Below are 13,496 nucleotides of genomic sequence, written 5' to 3' on the forward strand. Positions count from 1 at the left end.
ATGGCCGGCAGCATCAACTATCAGCTCGCGCGCTTCGAGGCGTCGTACGGCACCGTGGCACAGCTTCCCGCCTCCACCACGCCCGAGGTGGCGGTGGCCGGCCGCTCCAACGTGGGCAAGTCGTCGCTGCTCAACAAGCTCTTCAATCGCAAGGGTCTGGTCAAGGTCTCGAGCACGCCCGGCAAGACGGCCAACATCAACTTCTTCGACGTCGACGGCATCCGCTTCGTGGACCTGCCCGGCTACGGTTTTGCCAAGGTGTCGCAGAAGGAGAAGCAGCGTTGGGCCAACCTCATCTCCGGCTACTTTGCGCAGGAGCGCAGCTTCAACCTCGTGATTGCGCTCGTCGACATCCGCCACGACGCCCAGAAGCTCGACCACGAGATGGTCGGGTTCCTGCGCGAGAGCGAGCTGCCCTTCGTGGTGGCGCTCACCAAGGCCGACAAGCTCGGTCGCTCGAAGCAGATGCAGCAGGCCGCGACCATTGCCAAGCAGCTCGGCATCGACCGCGAGCAGGTCGTGATCACCTCGTCCGAGACCGGTCAGGGCATCGACGAGCTCCGTCGCCGCATCGCCGACGCCTGCCTGTGAGCTCGGGGCGGGCTTTCTGCTGATTGGGGATGCAAATTGGGGACGTGTTATTTCGTGCAGACGAAACAACGTCTGCACGAAATAACACGTCCCCAATTTGCATCCCCAATCAGCAGAAAGCCCGCCCCGAGCTCACAGAACGCCGAGGTGCTCGAGCAGGACCTTGAGGCCGATGAGGATCAGCACGACGCCGCCCACGACGCTCGCGGGCTTCTCGTAGCGCGCGCCAAAGAAGTGCCCCACCGCCACGCCCGCAAACGAGAGGCAGAACGTGATGACGCCGATGAGCGAAACCGACGCCACGATGTCCACGTTGAGCGCCGCGAACGAGATGCCCGCCGCCAGGGCGTCGATCGACGTCGCCACCGCCAGCACGAGAAACTCGCGCAGGTCGATGCCGCTCGTGTCCTCGCACCCGCATTCGTCCTCCTCGTGGAAGGCCTCCCAGAGCATCTTTCCGCCGATGAAGGCGAGAAGGACAAAGGCCACCCAGTGGTCGACCGGCTCGATCAGCCACATGAACTGCGTGCCCAGCGCCCAGCCCATGAGCGGCATGAGCGCCTGGAAGCCCCCGAAGAAAAGCGCCAGCACCGCGGCCGTGCGCAGGTTGAGCTTCCGCATCCCCAGGCCGCGGCAGATCGAGACCGCAAACGCATCCATCGACAGCCCCACGGCGATGAGCACCAGCTCGACGATTCCCATGACGTCCCCTCTCCTTGGCGTCAAACAAAAAGACTCGCGACAAGGGCCCTCCCCCTCGTCGCGAGTCTCGTTGATTAAGGCGCGCCAGGCGTTTTCCGCCAGCATGTTGACGTGCCGCACGCCCTAGGGCGTGCCACTACTCCCTCGTGGACGGCCATCATAGCACAGGGGCGCCGCGCAGGGCCGCGGCGGAGCGGGCGCGGCGGGACGGCACGCGCATTGCCTACTCTGCGGACTTGAGGGCGCCGACCATGTCGATGCGGTCGAGCGAGCGATTGGTGATGAGGTTCACGGCCACCGTGAACACGAACGCCAGCACCGCGGAGATCGCGTACGTGAGCGGGTCCACCACCACGTCGAAGTAAAGCGACGGCATCCGCAGGATCCAGGTGAGCGAGCGCGCGAGGGCATAGCCGAGCGGCATGCCGAGCACCACGCCGATGCCCGTGAGGATGAGCGTCTCCTTGTTGATGTAGCTGTGCACCTCGGGTCGCTTGAAGCCCAGGACCTTGAGCGTCGCGAGCTCGCGCTCGCGCTCGGAGATGTTGGTGTTGGAGAGCGTGAAGACCACGGTGAACGCAAGGGCGGCGGCAAGCACGATGACCACGTAGACCACGGTGTTGATGAGCGTGAAGGCGCTCGAGAAGTCGCGCACGAGCTTGGCCGTGGAGACCACCGAAAGCAGGCGGTCGTCCTGCGTGAGGCGCTCGGAGAGCTCGATCTGCTCCTCGCTCGCGCCCGCAAGATGGGCGAGCACGCCGTTCATCTCGCACTTCTCGCCAAATGCGTCCTCGTAGGCGTCCGCGGTCATGAAGATCGTGTTGCTCAGGTAGTTGAGCGCGATGCCATCCACCCGCACGGCCCCCTCGGCGAGCGTGGAGTCCTGCAGCGCCAGCTCGTCGCCCACCGCAAAGCCCATGACCTGCTCGGCGTTCTTGGTGATGACCGCGCCGCCGTCCGTGAGCGCAAGCTCGCGGCCGCCCTCGTCCTCGAGCTGCGCGTAGCCCGCGAGGTCGGCGGCCTCGGACATCACCACGAGCTGCACGGTCTCCTTGTCGTCGCCGTAGCTCACCGTGAGGCTGTCGATGTAGACGCGAATGAGGTCCTCGACCTCGGGGTCGGCCTCGAGGTCGGCCACCACCTCGTCGAGGTCGTCAGCGGAGCTCACAGCCATGAGGTCGTAGCGGGTCACGCCCGCGTCGCCGTACTGGCGAGGCGAGAGCGAGAGCACCGTGTCGCGGATGCCAAAGCCCGTGATGAGCAGCGCAACGCACCCCGCGATGCCAAAGGTCGTCATAAGGAAGCGCCGCTTGTAGCGGAAGAGGTTGCGCGCCGTGACCTTGTTGAGGAAGCTGAACCTGTTCCAGACGGGCGCGATGCGCTCGAGCAGGATGCGCGAGCCCGCGCGCGGCGCCTTGGGCCGCATGAGCTCTGCCGGGGACTCCTTGAGCTCCTGGCGGCAGGTGAGAACCGTCGCGCCCACGATGCCCAGCGCAAAGAGAGCGAAGGCCACGGCAGAGCTCGCCACGTCAAAGCCGTACATGAAGCCCGGCAGCGCATACATGGTCGAGAAGATCGTGAAGATGATGGCGGGCAGCACGACGAAGCCGAGCACGTTGCCCACGATCGCTCCCACGACACAGGCCGCCAGCGCGTAGAGCGCGTACTTGGAGAGGATGCGGCCGCGCGAGTACCCGAGCGCCTTGTAGACGCCGATGAGCCCGCGCTCCTCCTCGACCATGCGCGTCATGGTGGTGAGGCTGATGAGCACCGCCACCACAAAGAACACGACGGGAATCACGGTGCCGATGGCCTCGATCGAGGAGGCGTCGGAGTCCACGCTCGCGTAGCTCGAGAGGCTCGAACGGTCCTGGACGTACCACGTGGCGTCAGGCAGGTCCTCGATCTCGGCGCGCGCGTCGGCGATCTCGGCGAGGGCGTCGTCGTGCTCGGACTCGAAGGTGGCGCGGGCGTCGTCGAGCTCAGCCTGGCCGTCGGCGATCTCTGCCAGGGCATCGTCGAGCTGCTGCTGCGCGTCCGCGAGCTGCTCCAGGGCCTCGGCCCGCTGGCGGTCGAGCTCTGCCTGGCCCTCCTCGAGCTCCGCCCAGCCGTCCGCAAGCTCGCGCTCGCTCTGCTCGAGCGTGGCCTGAGCGGAGACAAGCTGGTCATAGGCGTCGCGCAGGTCCTGCCAACCCTCGTCGATGATGGCCTGCTGCTTGGAAAACTCCGTCTCGGCAGTGGTCTTTGCCTGCTCGATGCCGGCGTCAAGCTGCGCGAGACCGTCGTTTGCCTGAGCGAGGCCCGCCGCGGCCTGGACGCGGCCGCCTGCCAGCGCGGCGGCGCTCTGTTCGCTCGCGGGGTCGGCAGAGCCCAGAGCGATGATCTGCTGGAGGCCCGCCTGCGAGCTCTCGAGGCTCGCAAGCTGCCCCTGGATGGTCTCGACGCCCTGCTGCGCGGCGTCTCGGGAGGCCTGGAGCTCCGCGCGCTGCGCCGTGAGGCCGGTGAGCGTGGCCTGCAGCTGCTCGCGCTGGGCGAGAAGCGCCTCGAGCTCCGGGCTCCTCTGCGGCGCTGCCGCCTCGGCTGCCGCGCCCACCTCGGACCCCTCCGCGCCGGACGCCTCCTCGGGCTCCTCCGCGCCACCCGTCTCGCCGGGAGCTTCCGGCTCGCCCGTCTCGCCCTGCTCGAGCGCCGCTATCTGCGCGTCAATGGCGTCGAGCGCCGCCTGGGTCTGCCCAATGCCCGCGTCGAGCTCTTCGAGCGCGGCGTCGATGGTCGCGATCTGGCCCGTGAGCTCCTCGGCCTGTGCCTGGAGCTGACCGGACATCTGCCCCAGGGACTCCGAGACGGGCGTCAGCGCGGAGGCCGCCTGGCCCATCGCGCCCGCAAACGCGCTGACCACCGTCTCAGCGCTGCTCTCGTCCGCTGTCTGCACCTGCTCCCAGGCCCCGCGCACCTGCGCCGCGACGCCCGAGAGCGCCTCGCCGGCCTCGGGCAGCGAGCCCGCCATCGCGTCGAGCCCGTCGGCCATCTGGGTGACGCTGCCGTCGAGGGTCGCTATGGTCTGCGTCAGGCTGTCCACGGTCGCCTCGACCTCGGCGCGCTGCGCCTCGAGCTCCGCGATCGTCGTGGCGTAGAACTCGTCGCGCGCTGCGTCGAGCTGCGCCTGACCGTCCCTCAGCTGCTGCTCGGCGCCTGGGAGCGCCGCGTTGTACTCCTCGATGCCGGCGGCGAGCTCGGCCTTTCCATCGGCGAGCTGAGCGGCTCCGTCCTCGAGCCGCGCGCGCCCGTCGTCAATCTCCGCCTGGGCGTCGTCGAGCTGGCCCAGCGCGTCGGCGCGCTGCTCGTCAAGCTCTGCCTGACCGTCGGCCACCTCGGCGCGTCCGTCGTCGAGCTCCGCCTGGCCGTCGGCGATCTCCTGTTCGGCATCCGCGAGCTCCTCGAGCGCCTCGGCCTCCGCCTCGTCGACCTCCTCGGTGGCGTCCGCGCGGATGCCCTCCCCGCGCACCCGCTCGCGCTCGCCGCGCGCGTCCTCGACGCGCTGCTTCACGGCGTCGACGATCTGGTCGTACTCGTCGGAGTAGCACAGCGGCTCGCTCGCGCCCTCGACGATGAGATAGGCCACCGTGTACGCCTCGGCCGTCGCGCATTCGGGCGTCACGAAGAACGAGTACTGCGACCCGCCGCTCGAGCGGAACGACATCGTCCCCTCGCCGGCGTTGACGTCCATCGGGTCGAGCACCGACCCCACGATCGTATAGTCGCGGCGCTCGAAGACCTCCGTCGAGCCGGAGTCGAGCGCGTCGAGTCCCTCGCCCTTCTCGCCCGCCGCGGCGTCCTCGTCGTCATCGGCGCCGTGGAAGGTCACCGTGTCGCCGATGGTAAGGCCGGAGTCCTTGAGGTAGCGCTGCGTGACGGCGATCTCGTCCTCGCTCTCGGGCAGGCGCCCCTCGAGCACGAGCGGCTCGTTCATGCCGGAGGGCGAGAGCGCCTTGACGTCGACCTTCTCGGAGACCGAGCCCACCGTCGTGTAGGCCGTCTCCACGTAGCCGCCCTCGGCGGCCTCCACGCCCTCGAGCGCGGCGAGCGCCTCCACGTCCTCGTCCGTGAGGCCGAGGGTGGACTGCACACGCACGTCGAAGAGGCTCTGCTCGTCAAAGAACGCGTCGGCCGAGTTGCGCAGGTCCACGCAGGAGGCGCGCAGGCCCGTGAGCATCGTCACGCCGAGCGCCGTGATCGCGGCGAGCGCCACGAAGCGCTTGAGGCTCCCGCGAACCGTGCGCAGGATGTCGCGCGTGAAGGCGCTCTGTGACGCGGCCGACGACATGGTTACCACTCGATCTCGGCGATAGGCGTGGGATCGTCGTTGGTCGTCATGCTCGTCACGCGTCCGCTCTTGAAGCGGATGAGACGGTCCGCCATGTCCGCGAGCGCCGCGTTGTGCGTGACGATGATGACGGTTATGCCCTCGTTGCGGCACATGTCCTGCAGGAGCTGCAGGATCTGCTTGCCCGTCTGGTAGTCGAGCGCGCCGGTGGGCTCGTCGCACAGAAGCAGCTTGGGGTTCTTGGCCATGGCGCGCGCGATGGAGACGCGCTGCTGCTCGCCGCCGGAGAGCTGCGCGGGGAAGTTGCTCAGGCGCTCGGCCAGGCCCACCTTCGTAAGCGTCTCCGCGGGGTCGAGCGAGTCGGGGCAGATCTGCGTCGCAAGCTCCACGTTCTCGAGCGCGGTGAGGTTGGGCACGAGGTTGTAGAACTGGAAGACAAAGCCCACGTCAGCGCGGCGGTACAGCACGAGGTCGTTCTCGCTCGCACCGGAAAGGTCGCGGCCGTCCACGCGAACGGTGCCCGAGGTGGCGCTGTCCATGCCGCCCAGGATGTTGAGAGCCGTGGTCTTGCCCGCGCCCGAGGCGCCCAGGATGACGGCGAGCTCGCCCTGCTCGACGGTGAAGCTCGCACCGTCGAGGGCGTTTATCTTGGCGGAACCCTCTCCGTAGGTCCGCACGACGTCTAGGAAGTCTATGTAGGCCATGCCGGCTCCGATTGCTCGACAGCGTGTTGTCTAATCGAAGTATACTGGGGTTGGCGGGAGATAAGAACCACCGCTCGACACGCGGCGCGCAAGTGTCGTGGAAAAGGGACCGCTCCCGTTCCGCATTTCCAGAGATGGAGGGCGCCATGAGAAAGCAGCCGCAGGTCACGGAGCAGACAAGGGCCAATCTCCGTCAGGCGTTCTGGAAGCTCTACGCCGAGAGGCCCGTGGAGAAGATCTCGGTCCGTGAGATCACCGACCGCGCCGGCTACAACCGCGCGACCTTCTACCTCTACTACCACGACGTCTACGAGCTGCTGGCAGAGATTGAGGACCAGGTGCTCGGCGTCATTGAGCGCCTGGTGAACGAGCGCCTGCTCAAGGGCGACCGCCTCGACTTCTCCCAGCACATGGGGCTCATCCTGCGTCTGGCCCAGCGCTCGCGCGACTACACGCGCGTCCTGCTGGGCCCGCACGGTGACCCGGCGTTCACCCAGCGGCTCAAGGGCATCCTGAGCCCGCTCATCGACCGCTTCTTCCTTCCCGAGGAGCCTCTCGGCCAGCAGGCGGAGCATATCGTGCGCGAGTTCTACCTCTCCGGCATCGTGGCCACGATCCGCACCTGGACCGCCGAGGAGGACCCCATGCCCATAGAGCAGCTCATCGGCGTCATCGTCAACGTCGTACTATAGGGTCCGCCCGCCAGCCGCCGACCGCCCCCGCGAGCCGGGGACATGCGCGTTGGGGACAGTCCCCTACGCGCATGAGTGGGACAGACATCCCGGAGGCGTCTGTCCCACTAGGAAGAACGAAAACCGGCTAGTTCTTGGCAAAGAACGCGAGCGCGATGGCGCCCGGCCCCACATGCGTGCCGATGGTGGCGCCCACCGAGGTGATGGGCAGGTCCTCCTCGGCCACCTTGCCCTCCCAGATGGCGCGGTTGTCGTCCAGGTACTTCTTCAACAGCTTCTGGGAGAGGCCCGTGTAGCCCAGCAGCACCGGCATCGTGAAGTCGATGCCGTGCTTCTCGACCTGCTGGTGGAGCTGGTTGCGCCCGTTCTTGGAGCCGCGCGCCTTGCCCAGCATCACGACCTCGCCGTCCTCGACGCCCACGACGGGCTTGATGGAGAGCAGCTCACCGATGGCGCCCACGCTCTTGGGGATGCGGCCGCCGCGCTTGAGGTACTCGAGCGTGTCGAGCAACGCGAGCAGGCAGACGCGGTCCACGACCGCCTCAACCTTCTCCGCAACCTCGACGGCGCCCAGGCCCTCGTCGACGAGGCGCAGCGCATAGAGCACGAGAAGGCTCTGGCCGATGGTGACGTTCTTGCCGTCGACCACGTGAACCTCGGGATAGTCCGCAGCGGCGGTGACGGCGCTCTGATAAGTGCCGGAGAGCTTGGAGGAGAGCGTGATCACCACGGCCTCCTCGCCCGCAGCACGCACCCGCTCGAAGGCCTGCTGGTAGGCATACGGGGTGGCCTGGCTCGTTTTGGGCAGCTCGTCGCTCTCGATGAGCAGCTCGTAGAAGCGTTCGTTGGTGAGGTCGACGCCGTCTGCGTACGTGGTCTCGCCAAAGGTGATGCCCAGGGGGAGCACCGTGAGGCGGGAGTCGAGCTCGCCCGGGAGGTCGATCCCGGAGTCGGTGATGATGCGGACGGACATGGCGCTTCCCTTCTGTCGGACGGCGGCCTACTGGCCGTCTCGCCCGTACGTCTTGAGCTTCTCGAGAATGTGGTTGAGCGAATCGTACATCTGCAGGCGCTGACGTGCGGCAAGCCCACCGCCAGCCTCGTCGAGCACTCGGTGAATGATGTCGTCGAGCGGGCGCGCGGCCTCTCGTCCCTTCTCGGTGAGGCGCACCGGGGCACGATATCGGGAGGCATCCTCGTCCTCGGCGTCACCCACCTCGACGAAGCCATCTTCGGCGAGGTGCGCCACGGTGCGCGACATCGCGGCGCGGCTCACGTCGACCAGGCGAGCGAGCTCGGAGGCGGTGAGCCCCTCGGGGTACTTGACCAGGTAGTAGAGGCACATCACGTCCGAGCCGCGAAAGCCCAGGCGCTTGGCCTCTGCCGTCTTGATGCGCTGAATCTCTTTTCCGAGGGCGCTGATGATACCGACGAAGTCCTCGAACCGCGTCCCCCTCACGTTGCCTCTCCCCCTCGTGCTCACACATGTTAACTAATTAACATTATGGCCGAGCACGACCTTGCTTCAAGTGCGGCACGCGATATTCACACGACTCTTGAGGCTGCCCGCTTGCACTTTTGCCTCTCAATCCATATTGCTGCCGGGCCGCAGACAAAACTGTGCTTCGATCCATGAAAAAATGCGCCTCCGCTGAGGGGCTGACCAGAAAAACTGCAGGTCGCGCTTCAGCCACTGTCCCCAATCTCTACCGCAGACCGATCGTTCGCCCATTTTTCCATGGATCGAAGGCGGCTTTTGTTTCTTGAGACGGACGAAAATGGATTGGAAGGCCAAATTGCAGACTTGCGAGCTTCTAGAGACCGCCCAGCACAGCCCACGACCGCGCTCGATTGTTTCGGACCAGAAAACTCCCTTGCGCGCGCGACGGGGCACGCGTATCTTGTCCACAACACATACGTCCCTCGACCAGAAGCGAAAGGAGCGCCGGAGCATGAGCAACGTCGTCAACGTCAACGTTCGCACGTCCATGAACTGGTGGTGGCGCAACTTTTCCTCGCTCGGTCGATGGTGAGTCTCACGCGCCATATCCATTTGCGCTGAAAGGGCTCCCGGAAGACCGGGAGCCCTTTTCTTGTGACGCCATCATCGCCGGCCACCAAAATGCACGCCGACAAGAACCTCGATCAAGAACCTCTCCCAGAAAGGAAGTCACCATGTCCGAGAACACCGCCACCCAGACCGCCGCCCGCACCGTCGCCACCGCCGACCACGGCAAGCTCGACATCCAGGCCCTCGTCCTTCTCGCCGTCCTCCTGGCCGCCGGGTTCATCCTCAACTTCACCGTGGGCAAGGCCATCTCCGGCATCTCCGGAGGCCTCATCAGCCCCGAGTTCATCATCTCCGCCTTCTGCCTTACCATCCTCGTGGTGCGCCCCAACATCGGCCAGGCGCTCGTGATCGGCCTCATCTCCGCCGCCGTCATCCAGGTCACCACCACCTCGCCCTTCATCGACTTTGCCGCCGAGGGCATCGCCGCGATGCTCATGGCGCTCATCGTCGCCGCTGGCATGGCCTCCCCCGCCAAGAAGTTTGTCCCGCTCGCCGGCTCCTTCGTCACCACCGTGGTCTCCGGCGTCATCTTCATGCTCATCAAGATCGCCATGGTCGGCGGCGCGGCCGAGCTCGCCGCGGCGATGCTGCCCGTGGTCCTGCTCACCGGCGTCTTCAACGCCATCCTCGTGAGCGCGCTCTATCTGCCCATCAAGGCCGCCCTCAAGCTCAACGACTAATGGGTCAAAAGGGGACTGTCCCCTTTTGACCTAAGAAAGGTCACCATGGCCCAGCCCTCCCCCATCATCCGGCTCGACGACGTCTCGTTCTCGTACGGCGCGTCCGCGACTCCCGCGCTCGACCACGTCTCCCTCTGCATCGCGCCGGGGGAGTTCGTGGGCGTGATCGGACCCTCGGGAGCCGGCAAGTCCACGCTCGCCGCCGCCCTGTCCGGCGCCATCCCCCATCACTATCGCGGACAGCTCTTCGGGGCCGTGACCGTGGACGGAAGCGACACCTGCGAGGTCACGCTCACGGACATCTCTCGCGTCGTGGGCAGCATCAACCAGGACATCGACGCCCAGATGGTCGCCTCCGTGGTGGAGGACGAGCTGCTCTTTGGCCTCGAGAACTTCGGCGTGCCCCACGACCAGATTCCCGACCGCCTCGCCAGCGCGCTCGAGACCGTGGGCATCGCCGACCTGCGCGAGCGCGAGATCGCGACGCTCTCCGGCGGCCAGAAGCAGAAGGTCGCCATCGCCGCCATGCTGGCGCTGCGCCCGCGCGTGCTCGTCCTCGACGAGCCCACCGCCGCACTCGACCCCGTCTCGTCGAGCACGGTCTTCGAGACGCTGCGCGCGCTCAACCGGGACGCCGGCATCACCGTCGTGGTCATCGAGCAGAAGGTCGCCCTGCTCTGCGAGCACTGCGACCGCATCGTCGTTATGGACCGGGGCCGGGTCGCCTTTGACGGCACGCCGCGCTCGGTCTTCTCGCACGGACGCAACCTCAGGGCGCTCGGCGTGGACAGCCCCCGCGTGGCGCGCATCTCCAACAGTCTCGCCGAGCACGGCGTCATCGAGCCCGGGGCGCCCTGTCTCAGCGTGGCCGAGGCGCGCGACCTTGTGGCCGACCTCGTCCGCGGACAAGCCGCAGGCGAGAAGAACGCGGCGGCAGGCATCCCCGCAAAGCCCCGCACCGCCCTGCCCGCCGACCCCGTGGTCAGCTTCCGCGACGTCAGCTTTGCCTACCCCGGGAGCCGCGCCACCGTGGAGCACCTCAGCTTCGACGCGCGGCCCGGCGAGATCGTGGGCGTCGTCGGACAGAACGGCGCCGGCAAGACGACCCTCACCAAGCTCCTAAACGGGCTGCTCAAGCCCGCCTCCGGCGAGGTGCTCGTAGCCGGCCTCGACACGCGCGACACCCCCACGAGCCGCCTGGCCGCGCACGTCTCCACGCTCTTCCAGAACCCCGACCGCCAGCTCTGCAAGGACACCGTCCTCGACGAGGTCGCCTTTGGGCTCGAGCTCACGGGCGTCGGAGCGGGCGAGGCCCGCGAGCGCGCACGCTCCGTCGCCGAGCGCTTCGGCCTGCCCCTCGACGCCGCGCCCTTCTCGCTCTCCCGCGGACAGCGGCAGATGGTCGCCCTGGCCTCCGTGGTCGTGATGGAACCGGAGGTGGTCCTTCTCGACGAGCCCACGAGCGGCCTCGACTACCGCGAGTGCATGACGGTCATGGAGACGGTGCGCGAGATGGCCGAGAAGGGCTGCGCCGTCGTCATGGTCTGCCACGACATGGAGGTGGTCTCGGATTTTGCCGAGCGCGTCATCGTCATGGCCGACGGGCGCATCCTCGGGCAGGGTCCCGCGGACCAGGTCTTTGCGGACGCCGGGCTCATGGCCCGCGCCGACGTCGAGGCGCCGCAGGTCGTGCGCCTTGCCGCCGAGCTCGCGCGCGACGTCTCGCCCGCCTTTGCGGGGGCCTCCCAGGTCTCCGACATCGTCGACACCGTGGAGGGGATGCTCAAGTGACCAGCGTCATCGACTACGTTCCCGGGGACACCCTGCTCCACCGGCTCAACCCCGTGACCAAGCTCGCCCTGGCCGCCGCCATCATCGCGGCGACGCTGCTGGCGGACACCTACCCGCTGCTGCTCGCCCTTCTCGCCCTCACGTTTGCGCTCGCCGCGTACGCCGGCGTGCCCGGACGGCTTGCGCGCCTGCTCAAGCTCGTGGTGCCCCTCGGCGTGGTGATGTTTGTCTTCCAGCTGCTGTTCACCCGCACCGGTGACGTTGTCTGGGGCTTTGTGACCACCGACGGCCTGCTCACGGGCCCCAAGGTATGTCTGCGCCTCATGGGCGTGGCGCTGCCGCTCGTGCTCATGCTCATGGTGACCAGGCTCACCGACCTCGCAAACGCCTGCGTCGAGGTGCTGCGCGTCCCATATCGCTACGCGTTCACGTTCACCACTGCGCTGCGCTTTGTCCCCGTGTTCTCGCAGGAGATGAACGCGATCATGGAGGCCCAGACCGCCCGAGGCGTGGAGTACGACACGCGCAACCCCATCCGCAAGCTGCGGCTTATGCTGCCTCTCTGCGTGCCACTGCTCGTGAGCTCCGTCGGCCGCACCGAGGCCACGGCGCTTGCCGCCGAGCAGCGCGGCTTCTACCTGCGCACGCGCGAGAGCAGCTACCGACGCTACCCGCTCGTGGCGCGCGACTGGGCGGTCCTTGCCCTCTGCGTGGCGCTCGTGGCCCTGGGCGTGGTGCTGTAGGGCGGGGCCGAGCCGTCCCGGGCGCCACCCCAGCCCGGCGATTTAGTGTACAAAATCAGATTTCACTATCTATATATGCAGGTGATTTTTCCGAACAACTCTGATTTTGTACACTAATCCCCCCCCCGCAAGGGGTGACACAAAACGACCCCGCCCATGAGGACGGGGTCGCGGGGGAGCTGAGGCTCGGGCTAGTCATCGTCGCGGTCGTCATCCCAGTCGTCGTCGCGGTCGTCGCGGTCGTCATCCCAGTCGTCGTCCCAGTCGTCGTCGCGGTCGTCATCCCAGTCGTCGTCGCGGTCGTCGTCCCAGTCGTCGTCGCGGTCATCCAGGTCGTCGCGGTCGTCGTCCCAATCGTCGTCGCGGTCATCCAGGTCGTCGCGGTCGTCGTCCCAGTCGTCGCGGTCGTAGCGGTCCTCGTGCCAGTCATCCCAGTCGTCGCGGTCGTCCCAGTCGTCATTGCCGTCGACGTCGGCCTCGAGGACCTTGCCCGTGCGGGCGTCAACCTCGTACTCATACTCGACGCCTCCAGACGTGAACTCCATCTCGTACACGCCGTCATCCAGCTCGTACTCGTGGTCGTTGAAGCTCGCCTCGGTCAGCCCGAGCTGGGAGAGCACGATGTCCTTCGCCGCATCGAGACCAATGTATCCGCGGTCGTCGAGCTGCTCGGGCGCCACCGTCAGCGCGTCGGAGGCAAGGCCAAAGCCGCCCACCGTTGCGCGCACATCGTCCTCGATTCCCCGCAAGAAGTTCTCCCCGGGATAGCTCGAGCCCTGCTGAAGCTTCACGATGACGTTGCGGTCGTGGCCGTCAACCGTCTGATTGAAGTGCCCTGCCTCGTAGATCTCCTCCACCAGGTCGGAGACGACCTCCCGGCACTGGCGCCCCTCGTAGCCCCCGTATCCGCTCGTCACCCCGCGGCCCTCGTCGTTCACGCCCTCGACCTCAGTGACGAGGCCATCGTCGTCATACTCGATCTCAATCTCGGGATTGACGCTCAGAAGCAGGGTTCCCGCCGCCTGGGACGCCTGGGCGATCGGGGTCTCGCCGGCACCGTCCGCCGTCTGCGTCGCAGCGGGCGTCGTCCCGCAGCCCGCCAAAACCGCCGTGAGGGCGATGCCCATGGTCGCGCCGGTCAGGATGTTCTTCAGGCTCGTGGTCTTCATGGTGTCCTCCTTGGGTCGTAACCTCTGTT

Annotated in this window: 11 protein-coding genes; 5 read left to right on the forward strand and 6 right to left on the reverse strand. The window is 67.1% G+C overall.

All coding sequences use genetic code 11. The features are described from left to right. A complete protein-coding gene (yihA, locus tag NW198_RS04160; protein ID WP_258340125.1) occupies positions 1-591 on the forward strand; it encodes a ribosome biogenesis GTP-binding protein YihA/YsxC in 591 nt (196 codons plus the stop codon). A 132-nt stretch (positions 592-723) separates the two neighbouring features. On the opposite strand, the gene NW198_RS04165 is transcribed toward yihA, so the two are convergent. The 3 genes from NW198_RS04165 to NW198_RS04175 form a co-directional block, all read right to left on the reverse strand. Continuing rightward, on the reverse strand, positions 724-1,293 hold the full coding sequence (locus tag NW198_RS04165; protein WP_087314810.1) for a manganese efflux pump MntP family protein: 570 nt from the start codon (positions 1,291-1,293) through the stop codon (positions 724-726). Between the two features lie 223 nt (positions 1,294-1,516). Continuing rightward, positions 1,517-5,617 (reverse strand): FtsX-like permease family protein, encoded by a 4,101-nt coding sequence (locus NW198_RS04170; RefSeq protein WP_258340188.1) that lies wholly within the window; start codon positions 5,615-5,617, stop codon positions 1,517-1,519. 2 nt (positions 5,618-5,619) lie between these two features. Further along, on the reverse strand, positions 5,620-6,321 hold the full coding sequence (locus NW198_RS04175; RefSeq protein WP_087314814.1) for an ABC transporter ATP-binding protein: 702 nt from the start codon (positions 6,319-6,321) through the stop codon (positions 5,620-5,622). A 146-nt stretch (positions 6,322-6,467) separates the two neighbouring features. Between NW198_RS04175 and NW198_RS04180 the strand changes: the two genes are divergently transcribed. Then, on the forward strand, positions 6,468-7,013 hold the full coding sequence (locus NW198_RS04180) for a TetR/AcrR family transcriptional regulator (protein WP_258340126.1): 546 nt from the start codon (positions 6,468-6,470) through the stop codon (positions 7,011-7,013). Positions 7,014-7,140: 127 nt separating this feature from the next. On the opposite strand, the gene NW198_RS04185 is transcribed toward NW198_RS04180, so the two are convergent. Both NW198_RS04185 and NW198_RS04190 read right to left on the reverse strand, forming a co-directional pair. Then, positions 7,141-7,986, reverse strand: coding sequence for a DegV family protein (locus NW198_RS04185; RefSeq protein WP_258340127.1), 846 nt, complete (start codon positions 7,984-7,986; stop codon positions 7,141-7,143). A gap of 27 nt (positions 7,987-8,013) precedes the next feature. Further along, positions 8,014-8,472 carry a MarR family winged helix-turn-helix transcriptional regulator gene (locus NW198_RS04190; RefSeq protein WP_087314818.1) on the reverse strand — a complete coding sequence of 153 codons (459 nt, stop codon included), beginning with the start codon at positions 8,470-8,472 and terminating at the stop codon, positions 8,014-8,016. Between the two features lie 716 nt (positions 8,473-9,188). On the opposite strand from NW198_RS04190, the gene NW198_RS04195 reads away from it, so the two are divergent. The 3 genes from NW198_RS04195 to NW198_RS04205 are packed head-to-tail and all read left to right on the forward strand — an operon-like array spanning position 9,189 to position 12,298. After that, positions 9,189-9,764, forward strand: a complete 576-nt coding sequence (locus NW198_RS04195) for a hypothetical protein (protein WP_087314820.1) — start codon at positions 9,189-9,191, stop codon at positions 9,762-9,764. A 45-nt stretch (positions 9,765-9,809) separates the two neighbouring features. Then, the gene (locus tag NW198_RS04200) at positions 9,810-11,555 is read left to right on the forward strand and encodes an ABC transporter ATP-binding protein (protein ID WP_258340128.1); all 1,746 of its coding nucleotides are present in this window, start codon (positions 9,810-9,812) and stop codon (positions 11,553-11,555) included. Beyond that, entirely contained in the window at positions 11,552-12,298 is a 747-nt protein-coding gene (locus NW198_RS04205; RefSeq protein ID WP_087314824.1) for an energy-coupling factor transporter transmembrane protein EcfT, read from the forward strand. Before NW198_RS04200 ends, NW198_RS04205 begins: the two co-directional genes overlap by 4 nt. 191 nt (positions 12,299-12,489) lie before the next feature. Here the strand turns inward: NW198_RS04205 and NW198_RS04210 are convergent, their stop codons facing one another. Continuing rightward, the gene (locus NW198_RS04210) at positions 12,490-13,467 is read right to left on the reverse strand and encodes a PepSY domain-containing protein (protein WP_258340129.1); all 978 of its coding nucleotides are present in this window, start codon (positions 13,465-13,467) and stop codon (positions 12,490-12,492) included. Positions 13,468-13,496 lie beyond the last annotated feature (29 nt).

The organism is Thermophilibacter sp. ET337 (assembly GCF_024733715.1).
In the GTDB taxonomy this organism is placed as follows: Bacteria; Actinomycetota; Coriobacteriia; order Coriobacteriales; family Atopobiaceae; genus Thermophilibacter.

Excerpts from the sequence above, each read along its gene's own strand:
- NW198_RS04185 (WP_258340127.1), bottom strand. The coding sequence starts at position 7,986 with ATGTCCGTCCGCATCATCACCGACTCCGGGATCGACCTCCCGGGCGAG.
- NW198_RS04195 (WP_087314820.1), top strand. The coding sequence starts at position 9,189 with ATGTCCGAGAACACCGCCACCCAGACCGCCGCCCGCACCGTCGCCACC.
- yihA (WP_258340125.1), top strand. The coding sequence starts at position 1 with ATGGCCGGCAGCATCAACTATCAGCTCGCGCGCTTCGAGGCGTCGTAC.
- NW198_RS04175 (WP_087314814.1), bottom strand. The coding sequence starts at position 6,321 with ATGGCCTACATAGACTTCCTAGACGTCGTGCGGACCTACGGAGAGGGT.
- NW198_RS04180 (WP_258340126.1), top strand. The coding sequence starts at position 6,468 with ATGAGAAAGCAGCCGCAGGTCACGGAGCAGACAAGGGCCAATCTCCGT.
- NW198_RS04200 (WP_258340128.1), top strand. The coding sequence starts at position 9,810 with ATGGCCCAGCCCTCCCCCATCATCCGGCTCGACGACGTCTCGTTCTCG.
- NW198_RS04210 (WP_258340129.1), bottom strand. The coding sequence starts at position 13,467 with ATGAAGACCACGAGCCTGAAGAACATCCTGACCGGCGCGACCATGGGC.
- NW198_RS04165 (WP_087314810.1), bottom strand. The coding sequence starts at position 1,293 with ATGGGAATCGTCGAGCTGGTGCTCATCGCCGTGGGGCTGTCGATGGAT.
- NW198_RS04170 (WP_258340188.1), bottom strand. The coding sequence starts at position 5,617 with ATGTCGTCGGCCGCGTCACAGAGCGCCTTCACGCGCGACATCCTGCGC.